Origin of the sequence: Kosakonia oryzendophytica (assembly GCF_027886705.1) — a bacterium.
GTDB lineage: Bacteria > Pseudomonadota > Gammaproteobacteria > Enterobacterales > Enterobacteriaceae > Kosakonia > Kosakonia oryzendophytica.
Window position 1 is genome coordinate 4,192,802 of the sequence record NZ_CP115659.1, and the last position, 15,576, is coordinate 4,208,377.

A 15,576-nucleotide genomic window follows, 5' to 3' on the forward strand; every position below is an offset into this window, starting at 1 on the left:
GATACATTCCTTTGCAGCGATACGTTACCAGGTTTTACCAATGTTAAACTGGAACTGTTCCGCTTTGTCTCCATCGTACTTTTTAAACGGCTGGGCGTAGGAGAAGACCAACGGCCCCAATGGGGACATCCATTGTAAAGCAATACCGGCAGACATACGGATATTACTCGGATCACTATAATCCGGAATGCCCAGTGCTTTCATCTCTGCGGTATTTTGCCAGTTTGTATCCCAAACCGTACCCGCATCCCAGAAGAAGGACGTACGAACAGAGTTTGCATACTTGTCACTGATAAACGGCGTAGGCGTAATCAGCTCAACGCTGGCGACACCCATTGCGTTACCGCCCACCGCATCATTAGATTTACAGTAACCGCCGGACTGGTTACAGTTCTCCAAGCCCGTGTTGCCATAATAAACCGCTTTCGGACCAATGTTATTGGACTGGAAGCCACGAACGGTACTTGAACCACCCGCATAGAAGTTCTCATAGAATGGCATTTCCTTACCACCTAAGCCATCACCATATCCCCAGCGAGTACGCCCCAGAACGACCCAATTGTGATCGTCATCAATAGGGAAGTAGGAAGCCGTATCGACAGTGACTTTGTAGAACTCGTTATCAGACCCCGGAACGGTCACTTTACCGTTCAGGTTAATACGTGAGCCTTTCGTCGGGAAATAACCACGGTCGAGGTTGTTATAGGTCCACCCATAGTTAAAGGTGAAGTCGTCAGCCGAGTAACCGTTATTGTCATCCGTCCGGCTGGCGTTCTGCCCTACGGAATCAAGGTAACGCCACATCGCCACCTGCGGTTCCATTTTGGACAGGGAGTTATGAACGTAACCTAAACCTGTACGCAGGGTGTTGTACTCGTTGATCGGGAACCCAAGGGTGCCATCCAGACCATAGCTCTTGTTGGTATACGAAGAGAGATCCGCATTGTCAGCTTTAAAGTCGTTATAGAAGATACGGCCACCGAGACTGACACCATCAACCGTAAAGTATGGGTTAGTGACCGAGAACTCAGAGTACGTCTGGTAATCGTTTTTGGTACCGCTGATGCCGACGGAGTAACCTGTACCCAGCCAGTTATCCTGCTGTACGCCAACTTGGAAGCTGACCCCACTCTCCGTGCCGTAACCTACGCCGAAGTTAAAGCTACCGGTGTTGCGCTCTTTAACCTTGTAGACAACGTCAACCTGATCCGGACTGCCGGGAACACGCTGCGTTTCAGTGTCTACCGTTTCGAAGTAGCCCAGACGATTGAGGCGCTCTTTGCCCTGGTCAACCAAATCGCTGCCCAGCCATGCACCTTCCATCTGGCGCATTTCGCGACGAAGTACGGAATCTTTAGAGGTGTCGTTGCCTTCAAAACGAATTTTACGCACATAGAAGCGGTTGCCGGCATCGACGTTGATGCGCAACCTAACCGTTTTATCGGTATCGTTGATTTCCGGCTGCGTCTGAACGCGCGGATAGGCATAACCATAGCGACCAAGAAGTTTTTTGATGCTGTCTTCCATTTTGGTCACTTTGGCACCGCTATACAGTTCGCCAGGTTCGACCTTCGTCAGACCTTCAATCTCTGCGGAGTGGCCAGCCAGATTACCGCTAACCTGCACGCCGGAGAGCTTGTATTGATCGCCTTCAGTCACGTTAACGGTAATGTAGATTCCTTTTTTGTCCGGCGTCAGGCTGACCTGCGTCGAATCAATATTAAAGCGGGCATAACCGCGATCCAGATAGTAACTGCGCAGTGTTTCCAGATCGCCAGCCAGTTTCTGTTTCTGATATTTGCGATCGCCGACGACGTTCCACCACGGAACTTCATCACGCAACTGGAAGGTGGAGATCAGCTGTTCGGTGCTGAATGCGTGGTTACCTACAATGTTGATCTGCTGGATCTGCGCAGACACGCCTTCCTGGAAAACCAGCTTCAGGTCAACACGGTTGCGCGGCAGCGGTGTCACAACAGCTTTAACGCTGGCGCTGTATTTACCGACGCTGTAGTAGAAATCTTCTAACCCTTTTTCAATATCGGACAGGGTTGTGCGGTCCAGTGACTCGCCCACACGCACGCCAGAAGCCTCAAGGTTCTGTTTCAGCATGTCATCTTTCACCGACTTGTTGCCGGAGAAGGTGATGCTGGCGATTGTCGGGCGTTCTTTCACCTGGACAAGAAGCGTATCACCATCGCGAAGGACGCGAACATCCTCAAAGTTGCCAGTGGCAAACAGTGCGCGAATGGTGTTACTGATATCTTCATCATTCACCGTATCACCAGGGCGTACTGGCATACTGAGGAGGGCCGCACCAACGGCGACACGCTGCAGGCCTTCGAAATGAATGTCCTTCACTACGAACCCGTCAGCACCGTATACGGTGGCGCTGCTAAACAGCAGCGACGCTATGAGCAACTTTTTCATCGCCATCGTTATTATGCGTTCTTCCTAACAAACTCTCTTACAAGCGAGAGAAATCATTGAAAAGTGCAAGCCCCATTAACAGCACCAGCAAAATAGAGCCAATGCGGTAACTAAAGTCTTGAACTCGCTCGGATACCGGTCCGCCCTTCAGCTTCTCGATCGCTAAAAACAGCAGATGCCCGCCATCAAGAACGGGTAATGGGAACAGGTTAATGATACCCAGGTTCACGCTTATCAAAGCGAGGAACATCAAGTAATAAATCAACCCGAACTCCGCTGACATCCCAGCCCCTTGAGCTATCGAAATCGGCCCACTGAGGTTGTTCAGTTTTACATCACCGGTGATCAATTTCCCCAACATACGGACCGTCAGCTTCATCAATTGCCACGTTTTATCCGTAGCTTCAGCGATGGCACTGAATGGCCCGTACTGGCGTACTGTCTTGTATTCGTCTGGCAGCGGAATAACTTTGGGCACAACGCCCGCAAAACCCTCTGCCTTGTTACCCGGCTTTGTATCCGGTATTAACGTTAAAGACAAGGGACTCCCCTGCCTTTCTACTTCCAGGGCTAACGATGTGCCGGGGTTATCACGAACCAGCGCCACAAACATCATCCATTGCGTTAACTGCTGACCATCGACTTTAACGATCCTGTCGCCAGCTTGCAAACCTGCTTTGCTGGCCGCAGAGTTAGGCTGAACCTCTGCAAGCACCGGTTCTAGCTGCGCTGAACGCGGCTGAATCCCCAGTGACGAAACCGGATCTTCTTTATCAGGTTCAAAAGCCCAATGACGTAAATCCAGCACTTTGTCCTGACGATTGTTACTGCCGAAAGGCGCTACGCTGATCGTCGTCTGGCTGTCGCCGATTTTAGACACCAACTGTAAGCGCACAGCATCCCAATCAGGCGTTTCGATACCATCAATCGCTTTTAGTTCCGTGCCAGGTGCAATTTGCGCGACTGCGGCAATAGAGTTGGGCGTTATTTCGCCAACTACCGGGCGAACGCCAGGAACACCGATGATAAAGACCAACCAGTAGGCGAAGATAGCAAAGAGAAAATTGGCGATGGGGCCGGCGGCGATAACAGCGGCGCGCTGGCCGACTGTTTTATTGTTAAATGCATAATGACGCATCTCCGGTGCAACCGGCTCGACACGCTCATCCAACATTTTGACATAACCGCCCAGCGGAATAAGAGCGATAATGAATTCGGTGCCGTGTTTATCCGTACGGCGCCAGAGCGCTTTACCAAAACCAATGGAAAAGCGCTCAACCCGCACTCCGCAGCGGCGAGCAACCCAGAAATGGCCAAATTCATGCACGGTGATCAACACACCAAGTGCAACGATGAACGCCGCCAGATTCCAGAGAATGCTCAGCATAAAACCTTCCGTTAAATCGTCCTGAAAACCAGCAGTAACAGACAGGCAAATACAGGCACTGCCGCTGTCAGGCTGTCAATGCGATCCAGTATACCGCCATGACCCGGAATAAGATGACCACTATCTTTTATTCCAGCTTCACGTTTGAACATACTTTCCGTTAAATCGCCCAGCACTGACGCCAGTGCCGCGACCACTGAACAAATTAAAAGTGTTGAAGGCGCAACATCCAGATCCGCCCAGGCGCTATATCCCCATGAAATAACGCCAGCGGTCAGCAGCCCACCCAGAAAACCCTGCCAGGTTTTACCTGGAGACACTTTCGGGGCCAGCTTATGTTTGCCAAACAATTTACCAAACATATACGCGCCTGAATCCGCCCCCCACACCAGGATCATGACATACAGCAGCCACAGTGCACCGCCATAGTGATTCTGATCGTAGTGCCAGACCCGGAGCGCCAGCATACCCCAGAAAAAAGGAATAATCGTCAGTACGCCAAAAATCAGACGCAGAACTTTTGACTTACGCCACAACGCAGCGGATGCCGGATAACCCAGCACCAGCACCAGGGCAATCAGCCACCAGACCAGCGAAGCCCACAATGAGACCGCGACCATGGGTTGGTGAACATTGTGATGATATTCCGGCAGCATAATCAGCATAAACGCCAACAGAAGCCCGCATAATACCGCCAGCCAGATCCGCTGAGTACGAGATGTGAAGCCGCTTAATTGCCCCCATTCCCACGCTGCGAGCATACAAACGGCGAGCGTTACGATAGCAAACCCCACCGGAGGCAACAAAAAAAGTGCTGCGATAACAATTGGTATTAATACAAAAGCAGAAATCAGGCGATACTTCAGCAAAAGCAACCCCCATCAGGCTTTGTCGCCACCAGGCTCGGTGCCGCCGAAACGACGCTCTCGATTGGCAAAGGCATGTAGCGCACCTTCAAAGTCTTGTTCATCAAAATCGGGCCAAAGAACATCAGTAAAGTAAAGTTCGGCATAGGCAATTTGCCAAAGTAAAAAATTACTTATGCGATGTTCCCCACCAGTCCTAATCACTAAATCAACGGGAGCCAGTTCGTGCATGCAGATTTGCTTATTCAGCGTTTCTTCATCAATTTGATCCGGGCGTAATAACCCTTCCTGCACTTGCACTGCTAACTGACGGACTCCCTGAACAATATCCCAGCGACCACCATAATTCGCCGCGACATTCAACGTCAGCCCGGTGTTCTGGGCGGTTAACGCTTCCGCTTTACGGATTCGATCCTGCAAACGCGTATTAAAACGACTGGTATCGCCAATGATACGTAAACGCACATTATGACGATGCAAGCTCTTCACTTCGCTATCCAGCGCCCACACAAACAGCTCCATCAGCGCACTGACTTCCTGCGCCGGGCGGTTCCAGTTCTCGCTACTAAAAGCATAAAGCGTCAGCGCATCAATACCATTATTGGCGGCATAAGATACCGCACGGCGAACAGACTTTGCTCCAGCCCGATGACCAAAGGCCCGGAGCTTCCCTTGTCTTTTCGCCCAGCGACCATTGCCATCCATAATTATCGCTACATGGCGGCAGCCATGCGTTGGCAAACTTTCGCTTATCGGTTGGTTAGCAGACAACATAACGCGTTTTAGTCCCTGAAAAGGATTGAGCGGTACTCAGGAATACACAAGCCTTTACGCAAAAAAGCCGTGTAAACCACGGCTAACCCAACAACCCATATGACAAACTGGCTATTGGGTGGCGCAGACTATATCACCGAAGCCGAACGCTAACAAATAGCACCGTAACTCATGGCTGTAATATCACCAGCTTGCGAAGCGCGTCACTTGTCTTTGTGCGACTTCACGAGCCTGGGCATCCACAGACAATACATCGTCGATACTTTGCGGTTCACGTAAATCCAACTGCTCCAGAACAGACAGATTCAGAGCGGCTATATCCGTGAAACGAATCGCGGACGCCAGGAATGCCGAAACAGTGACCTCGTTTGCTGCATTTAATGCGGTTGTCGCTGCCTGTCCGTCGCTTGAAGCATCAATGGCCAGCTTCAGGCAGGGATAACGATCATAATCGGGCGCAGCAAAACTTAGCGAATTCAGTTTGCAGAAATCGAGGGCATTCACACCCGAAGGCACACGATCAGGCCAGGCCATCGTATGTGCAATAGGCGTACGCATATCCGGCTCACCCAGTTGCGCTAAAACACTGCCATCCTGGTAACGCACCATGGAGTGGATCACCGATTGCGGATGGATCAGCACTTCCATTTGGCGGGCAGAGGCATTAAACAACCAGCGTGCTTCAATGTATTCCAGACCTTTATTCATCATAGTGGCTGAATCAACGGAAATTTTACGTCCCATTGACCAGTTAGGATGGCGACATGCCTGATCCGGCGTCATCGCCGCCAGATCCGCTAATGGCGTCTCCCGAAATGGACCACCAGACCCGGTAAGCAGAATAGACGAAACGCCATTCTGCTCAAGATCAGCGTACCCCAGGTTTTGCTGAATTGTTTCCGGTAAACTCTGAAAAATAGCGTTATGCTCGCTATCCACCGGCAACAGCCGCGCGCCGCTTTCCTTCACTGCCTCCATAAACAAGCGACCACAGGTCACCAGCGACTCTTTATTCGCCAGCAATACCGTCTTGCCTGCGCGAATCGCAGCAAGCGTTGGCACCAACCCGGCAGCACCGACAATGGCTGCCATGACCTGATCGACATCGCCCAGTGCAGCCATTTCGCAAGCCGCCTGCTGACCGCTCAGCACCTCAGTACGGCAACCGGTTTCTTGCAAAGCGATTTTTACCTGCTGCGCGCTCTGTACATCATCCATCACAGCAAAACGTGGGGTGAATTCCAGACACTGTTCAACCATACGGGCAACATTTTTGCCTGCCACCAGCGCAGTAACGGAAAAACGATCGGGATTGTGGCGAACCACATCAAGCGTGCTGCAACCAATAGAACCCGTTGAGCCCAGAAGAGTTAAATGCTTCATGAAACGCTCACAACGTTGCGAGAATAAAAAGCAAAACGCCGCCAGCAAAGCCACTGTAATGGCTCTCTGTACGGCGTTTTAGTCGGTTTTTATAGAATCAGAACTGCATCAGCTCTGCTTCTTTATCCGCCAGCGCCGCATCCACTTTCTTGATGGCAGCATCGGTCAGCTTCTGCACGTCATCCTGTGAACGGCGATCGTCGTCTTCACTGATTTCTTTGTCTTTCAGCAGAGCTTTCACTTTATCGTTCGCGTCACGACGGACGTTACGTACAGCAACGCGTGCTTGTTCAGCTTCACCGCGAACAACTTTGATCAGATCTTTACGGCGTTCTTCGGTCAGCGCTGGCAGCGGAACGCGGATATCGCTCCCTGCGGAGTTCGGGTTCAGGCCCAAATCAGATGCCATGATGGCTTTTTCAACGGCCGGGCTCATTGAGCGATCGAACACGTTGATTTTCAGCGTACGGGAGTCTTCCACCGTTACGCTTGCCAACTGGCGCAACGGCGTCGGCGTACCGTAATATTCCACAACGATGCCATCCAGCAGGCTCGGGGAAGCGCGACCAGTGCGCACTTTGCTGATTTGAGTTTTGAACGATTCTACGCATTTTTCCATGCGCACTTCAGCATCTTTTCTGATATCGCTAATCACGTTACGGATCCTTGAAATCTTGTCGCAGGCAGACCATACACAGGCACGCCTGGTTGCGGGTGTGCTAAGTATAGCCCTGTTCAACATTCTGGCATCGTGAGATGCCAGAAAGAACGGCTCAATAAATTAAAGCGGAATCTTACCTTTATTTATTGCTTACGGGAATTATTCCGTAATCAATGTGCCTTCTTTTTCGCCCATTACCACGCGACGCAGCGCGCCGGGTTTGTTCATATTGAACACGCGAATCGGCAGTTTATGATCGCGGGCCAGCGTAAAGGCCGCCAGATCCATCACTTTCAGTTCTTTATCCAGCACTTCGGTGTAACTCAGTTGTTCACACAGCGTTGCAGTCGGATCGGTCACCGGATCGGCAGTAAACACGCCGTCTACTTTAGTTGCTTTCAGCACAACATCGGCTTCGATTTCGATACCGCGCAGGCAAGCTGCGGAATCGGTGGTGAAGAACGGGTTACCGGTACCGGCGCTGAAAATCACGACGCGGTTATTGCGCAACAGGCTGATAGCCTCCGCCCAGCTGTAATTGTCACAGACACCATTCAACGGAAACGCGGACATCAGACGTGCGTTTACATAGGCACGATGCAGCGCATCACGCATCGCAAGGCCGTTCATCACCGTTGCCAGCATACCCATGTGATCGCCCACAACACGGTTCATGCCTGCTTTTGCCAGTCCCGCGCCGCGGAATAGGTTACCGCCACCAATCACCACGCCAACCTGAACTCCCAGTTCAACCAGCTCTTTAATTTCCTGCGCCATACGGTCAAGAATGCTTGCGTCAATACCGAAGCCTTCGGATCCCTGGAGCGCTTCGCCGCTCAGCTTAAGCAGAATGCGTTTGTAGACGGGTTTTGCATTGGTAGCCATGTTTCTTTCCTGAGACTGTCAACAATTGGACGGATTAATACTGGCGCTATGATACGTCGCCTGTCAGCGCAAACACTAGCGTGTTGGCTGATTTTCAGATGAAGGGCATAAAAAGAAGCCGCCCTAAGGCGGCTCCTTTTTAGTGATTAAGACTGCTTGGACATTGCAGCAACTTCTGCTGCGAAGTCAGTCTCAACTTTCTCGATGCCTTCACCCACTTCGAAGCGGATGAAGCCTGTTACGTCAGCATTGTGCTCTTTCAGCAGCTGACCCACAGTTTTGCTCGGATCCATAACGAAAGGCTGGCCGGTCAGAGAAACTTCGCCGGTGAATTTCTTCATGCGGCCTTCAACCATTTTCTCTGCGATTTCTTTCGGTTTGCCAGACTGCATGGCGATGTCCAGCTGAACCTGGTACTCTTTTTCTACCACTTCAGCAGACACGTCTTCCGGTTTAACGAATTCCGGTTTGCTTGCAGCAACGTGCATAGCCAGCTGTTTAACCAGCTCCTGATCCGCGCCTTTAGCTGCAATCAGAACACCGATACGCGCACCGTGCTGGTAAGAACCCAGAACTTCGCCTTCCAGGGAAGCAACGCGACGGATGTTGATGTTCTCACCGATTTTAGCAACCAGTGCAACACGCTCTTCTTCGAACTGAGCTTTCAGAACTTCAACGTCAGTGATTTTGCCAGCAACAGCAGCATCCAGCACTTTGTTTGCAAATGCCTGGAAACCACCATCTTTCGCCACGAAGTCAGTCTGGCAGTTTACTTCCAGAATGATACCGTAGGTGCCGTCGATCTTAGTGATGATCACGCCGTCAGCAGCAACGTTGCCTGCTTTTTTCGCTGCTTTGATAGCACCGGATTTACGCATGTTTTCGATTGCCAGCTCGATGTCGCCGTTCGCTTCAGTCAGAGCCTTTTTGCAATCCATCATGCCTGCGCCAGTACGTTCACGCAGCTCTTTTACCAGGGATGCGGTAATTTCAGCCATTCTTTAATCCTCGGGAGAGATATGACCTGCCTGGTTCGGGGAACCAAACAGGCTTAAAAGTGAAAAAGGGGGCCATAAACAGGCCCCCTAACCAAACTCGGTACTACCTGCTCAATAAGGGGCTCAGAGAGCGTGCCTTATTACTCAGCTTCTACGAAGCTTTCTTCCGCCTGAGTAGCCAGATCCGAAGAACGGCCTTCACGAACGGTAGCAGCAACGGCATTCAGGTACAGGCTAACAGCACGGATTGCGTCATCGTTACCCGGGATAACGAAGTCAACGCCGTCCGGATCGGAGTTGGTATCAACGATAGCAAATACCGGGATACCCAGGTTGTTTGCTTCTTTGATTGCGATGTGCTCGTGGTCAGCGTCGATAACGAACAGAGCGTCCGGCAGACCGCCCATGTCTTTGATACCGCCCAGGCTGTTTTCCAGCTTGTCCAGTTCACGAGTGCGCATCAGCGCTTCTTTCTTGGTCAGCTTGTCGAAGGTACCGTCCTGAGACTGAGTTTCCAGGTCTTTCAGACGTTTGATGGACTGACGAACGGTTTTCCAGTTAGTCAGCATACCGCCCAACCAACGATGGTTCACGAAGAACTGGTCGCAGTTCAGAGCAGCTTCTTTCACCGCTTCGCTTGCAGCGCGTTTAGTACCAACGATCAGGATTTTGCCTTTGCGAGAAGCAATTTTGTTCAGCTCAGCCAGGGCTTCGTTGAACATCGGTACAGTTTTCTCAAGGTTGATGATGTGAACTTTGTTACGCGCACCGAAGATGAACGGCTTCATTTTCGGGTTCCAGTAACGGGTCTGGTGACCAAAGTGAACACCAGCCTTGAGCATATCGCGCATGGAAACAGTTGCCATGTTTAAAACCTCTATATAAAAGTTGGGGTTATGCCTCCACGTATCCCATATTACCGACCCCGAAGGGCACCCCGGAATATGTGCCGATACGTGTGTGTTATTACACAAAGTGAGATTTGTGGCTCCCATCCCAAAACAGGAACGGAAGTCCGGCGCGCTTTATATCACAAAACACTGCCGGACACCAATAGTTGTTGACGCGGTGTGCTGTTAATGATTCTCAATTTGGCACAAAGCTTGCCCGACTGTTACCATGAACAACACTTATCCTGGTATAGTCGAAAAATTCGACACTGATGGACGCACTCCATGGCTATCTCAATTAAAACTCCTGAAGAAATCGAAAAAATGCGCATTGCCGGTCGTCTGGCCGCCGAAGTGCTGGAAATGATCGAACCGTATGTTAAACCGGGCGTCAGCACCGGCGAACTGGATCGCATCTGCAATGACTACATCGTCAATGAGCAACACGCGATCTCCGCTTGCCTCGGTTACCACGGCTTCCCGAAATCCGTCTGTATCTCTATTAATGAAGTGGTATGTCACGGTATTCCGGATGACGAAAAACTGCTGAAGGATGGTGATATCGTCAACATCGACGTGACCGTTATCAAAGACGACTATCACGGCGACACCTCCAAAATGTTTATCGTCGGCAAACCAACAATCCTTGGCGAACGCCTGTGCCACGTCACCCAGGAGAGCCTCTACCTGGCGCTGCGCATGGTGAAGCCGGGCATCCGTCTGCGTACCCTTGGCGCGGCTATTCAGAAATACGTAGAAGCGCAAGGGTTCTCCGTGGTGCGCGAATACTGCGGACACGGCATTGGTCGTGGTTTCCACGAAGAACCGCAGGTGCTGCACTATGATGCAGATGACGGCGGCGTTGTGTTACAGGCCGGTATGACCTTTACCGTAGAACCGATGGTCAACGCCGGTGATTACCGCATTCGCACCATGAAAGATGGCTGGACGGTGAAAACCAAAGATCGCAGCCTGTCGGCACAATATGAGCACACGATCGTGGTGACAGAAACGGGTTGTGAGATCCTGACCCTGCGCAAAGATGACTCCATCGACGCGGTACTGACGGCCGCTTAATCTCCGCCGTTACGCTCTTGTCTACGGCCCGCTCTGCGGGTCGTTTTTTTTGCCCTGCCAACCTCTTCGTCATACGTATAAACGACTTTTCATTTCTGACTATCTCTTTTACTTTGTTTTGTTAGTGATCCTCACTCCACACGGGTGGCTAATAATGAGCAATACCTTGTCAGAACAATTCGTCAACACCGTCAAACCCACCCTTCCCGGCCAGCCTGAGTATCCTGGCGTCTGGCCCCAGGACGCGCTGCAATGTGCGGGGATCAAAGCCCATATCGACGCCTTCCAGCGGTGGCTGGGGCATGTATTTGATGCCGGTATTTCCGCCGAGCAATTGATTGAAGCACGTACCGAATTTATCGATCAGCTGCTGCAACGCCTGTGGCTGGAGTACGGTTTTGGCAATATCAACGACGTCGCGCTGGTGGCGGTTGGCGGCTATGGTCGCGGTGAACTGCACCCCTTGTCTGATATCGATCTGCTGATCCTCAGTCGCCACAAACTGCCCGATGAGCAGGCGCAAAAGATTGGCGAACTGCTAACACTTCTCTGGGACGTAAAACTGGAAGTAGGTCACAGCGTGCGCACGCTGGATGAATGCCTACAGGAGGGGCTGTCGGATTTAACCGTCGCCACGAATCTCATTGAGTCACGTCTGTTGATTGGCGATGTGGCGCTGTTTCTTGAGCTGCAAAAGCATATTTTCAGCGACAATTTCTGGCCTTCGGAAACGTTTTTCCCGGCGAAAGTGGCCGAACAAAATGAGCGTCATCAGCGTTACCACGGCACCAGCTACAACCTTGAGCCGGACATTAAAAGCAGCCCCGGCGGCCTGCGCGATATTCACACGCTGCAATGGGTGGCTCGTCGCCACTTTGGCGCAACATCGCTCGATGAAATGGTCGGCTTCGGCTTCCTCACCGAAGCTGAGCGTAATGAACTGAACGAGTGTCTGCATCTGCTGTGGCGCATCCGTTTCGCCCTGCACCTGGAACTGAACCGCTACGATAATCGCTTGCTTTTTGATCGCCAGCTAAGCGTCGCCCAGCGGCTGAACTATGTCGGCGAAGGCAACCAGCCGGTTGAGCATATGATGAAAGATTTCTTCCGGGTTACACGTCGTGTCACGGAACTGAATCAGATGCTACTCCAGCTCTTCGATGAAGCGATACTGGCGCTCACGGCTGATGAAAAGCCGCGTCCGATCGATGATGAGTTCCAGCTACGCGGCACACTGATTGATCTGCGCGATGAGACATTATTTATTCGCGAGCCGCAGGCGATTTTGCGGATGTTTTATATCATGGTGCGCAACAGCACGATTACCGGCATCTACTCCACTACCCTGCGTCATCTGCGACACGCCCGTCGCCATCTGACACAACCGTTATGCTACATCGCCGAAGCGCGCTCTATTTTCCTCAGTATGCTGCGCCACCCGGGCGCTGTCAGTCGCGGCCTGCTACCGATGCACCGCCACAGCGTATTGTGGGCCTATATGCCGCAATGGTCGCATATCGTCGGTCAGATGCAATTTGACCTGTTTCATGCTTACACGGTCGATGAACACACCATTCGCGTGTTATTGAAGCTGGAAAGTTTCGCTAAAGAAGAGACACGTAATAAGCATCCCTTATGTGTAGAGCTATGGCCGCGTCTGACCCATCCGGAACTGATTTTGATTGCCGCACTGTTCCACGACATCGCGAAAGGACGCGGCGGTGATCACTCCGTACTGGGGGCACAGGATGTGCTGAAATTTGCCGAGTTGCACGGTTTGAACTCCCGAGAAACGCAACTGGTTGCCTGGCTGGTCCGCCATCACTTGCTGATGTCGGTAACCGCCCAACGCCGTGATATTCAGGATCCGGAAGTCATCAAGCAGTTCGCTGAAGAGGTGCAAACGGAGAACCGGTTACGCTTCCTGGTCTGCCTGACCGTTGCGGATATTTGCGCCACTAACGAAACCCTGTGGAACAGCTGGAAGCAGAGCCTGTTGCGCGAACTCTATTTCGCCACTGAAAAACAGCTACGCCGTGGCATGCAAAACACGCCGGATATGCGTGAACGGGTGCGTCATCATCAATTACAAGCACTGGCGTTGCTGCGTATGGACAATATTGATGAGGAGCAGTTGCATCAGATTTGGGCGCGTTGCCGCGCCAACTATTTTGTGCGCCATAGCCCAAACCAGTTGGCATGGCATGCCCGGCACCTGCTCGCGCATGATTTAAGCAAACCGCTGATCCTGCTTAGTCCTCAGGCAACCCGTGGCGGCACAGAGATCTTTATCTGGAGTCCCGACAGACCTTACCTCTTTGCCGCAGTATGTGCCGAACTCGACAGACGTAATCTCAGCGTCCATGACGCACAGATCTTCACCACCCGTGACGGCATGGCAATGGATACCTTTATTGTGCTGGAACCGGATGGCAGCCCGCTCTCCGCCGATCGTCACGATGCCATCTGCTTTGGTTTAGAGCAGGCTATCACGCAACACACCTGGCAACCGCCACAGCCACGACGTCAGCCAGCCAAATTGCGTCACTTTACCGTCGACACGGAAGTGAATTTCCTGCCGACCCATACCGACAGAAAATCCTTCCTTGAATTGATTGCACTCGATCAACCCGGCTTGCTCGCACGCGTTGGCCAGGTGTTTGCCGACCTTGGAATTTCGTTGCACGGGGCGAGAATTACAACAATTGGTGAACGAGTAGAAGATTTATTTATAATCGCAACCGCCGACCGGCGTGGCCTTAATAATGCGCTGCAAAAGGAGGTGCAACAACGGTTGACAGAGGCCCTCAATCCAAACGATAAAGGGTGATGATTTTTTTACACAGATGGAAAGAGCTTAACAATGCAGCAGTTACAGAACGTTATTGAAACCGCTTTCGAGCGTCGCGCAGAGATCACCCCGGCCAATGTGGATACCGTTACCCGTGAAGCGGTCAACCAGGTTATTGCTCTGCTCGATTCCGGCGCCCTGCGCGTCGCAGAAAAAATCGATGGTCAATGGGTCACTCACCAGTGGCTGAAGAAAGCGGTTCTGCTCTCTTTCCGCATTAACGATAACCAGGTTATCGACGGTGCAGAAAGCCGCTACTTCGATAAAGTGCCGATGAAATTCGCCGACTACGATGCAGCGCGTTTCCAAAAAGAAGGTTTCCGTGTCGTGCCGCCGGCTGCGGTTCGTCAGGGTGCGTTTATCGCCCGTAATACTGTACTGATGCCGTCGTACGTTAATATCGGTGCCTATGTCGATGAAGGCACCATGGTGGATACCTGGGCAACCGTAGGGTCCTGTGCGCAGATTGGTAAAAACGTTCACCTCTCCGGTGGCGTGGGAATCGGTGGCGTACTGGAGCCATTACAGGCAAACCCGACTATCATTGAAGATAACTGCTTTATCGGCGCGCGTTCCGAAGTGGTGGAAGGTGTTATCGTTGAAGAGGGGTCGGTTATCTCCATGGGCGTGTATATCGGTCAGAGCACCCGTATTTATGACCGCGAAACCGGCGAAATTCACTACGGCCGTGTACCGGCGGGTTCCGTTGTGGTTTCCGGCAATCTGCCATCCAAAGATGGCAAATACAGCCTCTACTGTGCTGTTATCGTGAAAAAAGTCGATGCGAAAACGCGTGGCAAAGTGGGTATCAACGAACTCCTGCGCACCATCGATTAAGTCTTTCCCCTCTCCCTTTTCGGGAGAGGGTGACCTGTCCCGCCTTTTTAGTACGCGCAGGTGGAAAAAATAGATTTTTTCGTTAATTATTCATAGGTTATGTTGAGCTTAAGGGTACCGCTATGTACGATAATCTGAAAAGTTTAGGCATTACCAATCCCGATGAAATTGATCGTTACAGCCTCCGCCAGGAAGCGAACAACGATATCCTGAAAATCTATTTTCATAAGGACAAAGGCGAGTTTTTTGCCAAGAGCGTGAAGTTTAAATACCCGCGTCAGCGTAAAACCGTGGTCGCTGACGGTGTCGGCCAGGGGTATAAAGAGGTTCAGGAGATCAGCCCTAACCTGCGCTATGTCATTGATGAGTTAGATCAAATCTGCCAGCGCGATCGTACCGAAGTGGATCTGAAACGTAAGATCCTTGACGATCTGCGTCACCTTGAAAGCGTGGTTACCAACAAGATCAATGAAATTGAGTCGGATCTTGAGAAATTAACGCGCGGGAAATAACCGTGTCGTGCTTACCCGGTCTGCG

13 protein-coding genes are annotated in these 15,576 nt (G+C 51.6%); 4 read left to right on the forward strand and 9 right to left on the reverse strand.

Going from position 1 to position 15,576, the window contains the following annotated elements; translation table 11 throughout:
- Positions 1 to 24: 24 nt before the first annotated feature.
- The 9 genes from bamA to rpsB form a co-directional block, all read right to left on the reverse strand.
- On the reverse strand, positions 25 to 2,436 hold the full coding sequence (gene bamA / locus O9K67_RS20290) for an outer membrane protein assembly factor BamA (protein WP_061497561.1): 2,412 nt from the start codon (positions 2,434 to 2,436) through the stop codon (positions 25 to 27).
- A 31-nt stretch (positions 2,437 to 2,467) separates the two neighbouring features.
- Positions 2,468 to 3,817, reverse strand: coding sequence for a sigma E protease regulator RseP (rseP, locus tag O9K67_RS20295; protein ID WP_061497563.1), 1,350 nt, complete (start codon positions 3,815 to 3,817; stop codon positions 2,468 to 2,470).
- Between the two features lie 11 nt (positions 3,818 to 3,828).
- A complete protein-coding gene (gene cdsA / locus O9K67_RS20300; RefSeq protein WP_061497565.1) occupies positions 3,829 to 4,686 on the reverse strand; it encodes a phosphatidate cytidylyltransferase in 858 nt (285 codons plus the stop codon).
- A gap of 12 nt (positions 4,687 to 4,698) precedes the next feature.
- A complete protein-coding gene (gene ispU, locus O9K67_RS20305; RefSeq protein ID WP_061497567.1) occupies positions 4,699 to 5,457 on the reverse strand; it encodes a (2E,6E)-farnesyl-diphosphate-specific ditrans,polycis-undecaprenyl-diphosphate synthase in 759 nt (252 codons plus the stop codon).
- Between the two features lie 183 nt (positions 5,458 to 5,640).
- Positions 5,641 to 6,840 carry a 1-deoxy-D-xylulose-5-phosphate reductoisomerase gene (gene ispC / locus O9K67_RS20310; RefSeq protein ID WP_061500174.1) on the reverse strand — a complete coding sequence of 400 codons (1,200 nt, stop codon included), beginning with the start codon at positions 6,838 to 6,840 and terminating at the stop codon, positions 5,641 to 5,643.
- Positions 6,841 to 6,937: 97 nt separating this feature from the next.
- Positions 6,938 to 7,495 carry a ribosome recycling factor gene (gene frr / locus O9K67_RS20315; protein WP_061497569.1) on the reverse strand — a complete coding sequence of 186 codons (558 nt, stop codon included), beginning with the start codon at positions 7,493 to 7,495 and terminating at the stop codon, positions 6,938 to 6,940.
- Between the two features lie 165 nt (positions 7,496 to 7,660).
- On the reverse strand, positions 7,661 to 8,386 hold the full coding sequence (gene pyrH, locus O9K67_RS20320; RefSeq protein ID WP_061497572.1) for a UMP kinase: 726 nt from the start codon (positions 8,384 to 8,386) through the stop codon (positions 7,661 to 7,663).
- Between the two features lie 146 nt (positions 8,387 to 8,532).
- On the reverse strand, positions 8,533 to 9,384 hold the full coding sequence (tsf, locus tag O9K67_RS20325) for a translation elongation factor Ts (RefSeq protein ID WP_061497573.1): 852 nt from the start codon (positions 9,382 to 9,384) through the stop codon (positions 8,533 to 8,535).
- 140 nt (positions 9,385 to 9,524) lie between these two features.
- Positions 9,525 to 10,250, reverse strand: a complete 726-nt coding sequence (rpsB, locus tag O9K67_RS20330) for a 30S ribosomal protein S2 (RefSeq protein WP_061497575.1) — start codon at positions 10,248 to 10,250, stop codon at positions 9,525 to 9,527.
- A gap of 309 nt (positions 10,251 to 10,559) precedes the next feature.
- Here rpsB and map point away from each other — a divergent pair, with 309 nt between their 5' ends.
- The 4 genes from map (at position 10,560) to O9K67_RS20350 (ending at position 15,551) form a co-directional block, all read left to right on the forward strand.
- Complete coding sequence (map, locus tag O9K67_RS20335) at positions 10,560 to 11,351, forward strand: type I methionyl aminopeptidase (protein ID WP_061497578.1); 792 nt, start codon at positions 10,560 to 10,562, stop codon at positions 11,349 to 11,351.
- A 154-nt stretch (positions 11,352 to 11,505) separates the two neighbouring features.
- The gene (gene glnD / locus O9K67_RS20340; protein WP_061497579.1) at positions 11,506 to 14,181 is read left to right on the forward strand and encodes a bifunctional uridylyltransferase/uridylyl-removing protein GlnD; all 2,676 of its coding nucleotides are present in this window, start codon (positions 11,506 to 11,508) and stop codon (positions 14,179 to 14,181) included.
- Between the two features lie 33 nt (positions 14,182 to 14,214).
- The gene (gene dapD, locus O9K67_RS20345) at positions 14,215 to 15,039 is read left to right on the forward strand and encodes a 2,3,4,5-tetrahydropyridine-2,6-dicarboxylate N-succinyltransferase (protein ID WP_061497581.1); all 825 of its coding nucleotides are present in this window, start codon (positions 14,215 to 14,217) and stop codon (positions 15,037 to 15,039) included.
- Positions 15,040 to 15,161: 122 nt separating this feature from the next.
- On the forward strand, positions 15,162 to 15,551 hold the full coding sequence (locus tag O9K67_RS20350; protein WP_017457991.1) for a DUF3461 family protein: 390 nt from the start codon (positions 15,162 to 15,164) through the stop codon (positions 15,549 to 15,551).
- Positions 15,552 to 15,576 lie beyond the last annotated feature (25 nt).

What these genes read in the sequence shown, in the direction of transcription:
- bamA (WP_061497561.1), bottom strand. Translation starts at nt 2,436, where the DNA reads ATGGCGATGAAAAAGTTGCTCATAGCGTCGCTGCTGTTTAGCAGCGCC.
- rseP (WP_061497563.1), bottom strand. Translation starts at nt 3,817, where the DNA reads ATGCTGAGCATTCTCTGGAATCTGGCGGCGTTCATCGTTGCACTTGGT.
- ispU (WP_061497567.1), bottom strand. Translation starts at nt 5,457, where the DNA reads ATGTTGTCTGCTAACCAACCGATAAGCGAAAGTTTGCCAACGCATGGC.
- ispC (WP_061500174.1), bottom strand. Translation starts at nt 6,840, where the DNA reads ATGAAGCATTTAACTCTTCTGGGCTCAACGGGTTCTATTGGTTGCAGC.
- pyrH (WP_061497572.1), bottom strand. Translation starts at nt 8,386, where the DNA reads ATGGCTACCAATGCAAAACCCGTCTACAAACGCATTCTGCTTAAGCTG.
- tsf (WP_061497573.1), bottom strand. Translation starts at nt 9,384, where the DNA reads ATGGCTGAAATTACCGCATCCCTGGTAAAAGAGCTGCGTGAACGTACT.
- rpsB (WP_061497575.1), bottom strand. Translation starts at nt 10,250, where the DNA reads ATGGCAACTGTTTCCATGCGCGATATGCTCAAGGCTGGTGTTCACTTT.
- map (WP_061497578.1), top strand. Translation starts at nt 10,560, where the DNA reads ATGGCTATCTCAATTAAAACTCCTGAAGAAATCGAAAAAATGCGCATT.
- glnD (WP_061497579.1), top strand. Translation starts at nt 11,506, where the DNA reads ATGAGCAATACCTTGTCAGAACAATTCGTCAACACCGTCAAACCCACC.
- dapD (WP_061497581.1), top strand. Translation starts at nt 14,215, where the DNA reads ATGCAGCAGTTACAGAACGTTATTGAAACCGCTTTCGAGCGTCGCGCA.
- O9K67_RS20350 (WP_017457991.1), top strand. Translation starts at nt 15,162, where the DNA reads ATGTACGATAATCTGAAAAGTTTAGGCATTACCAATCCCGATGAAATT.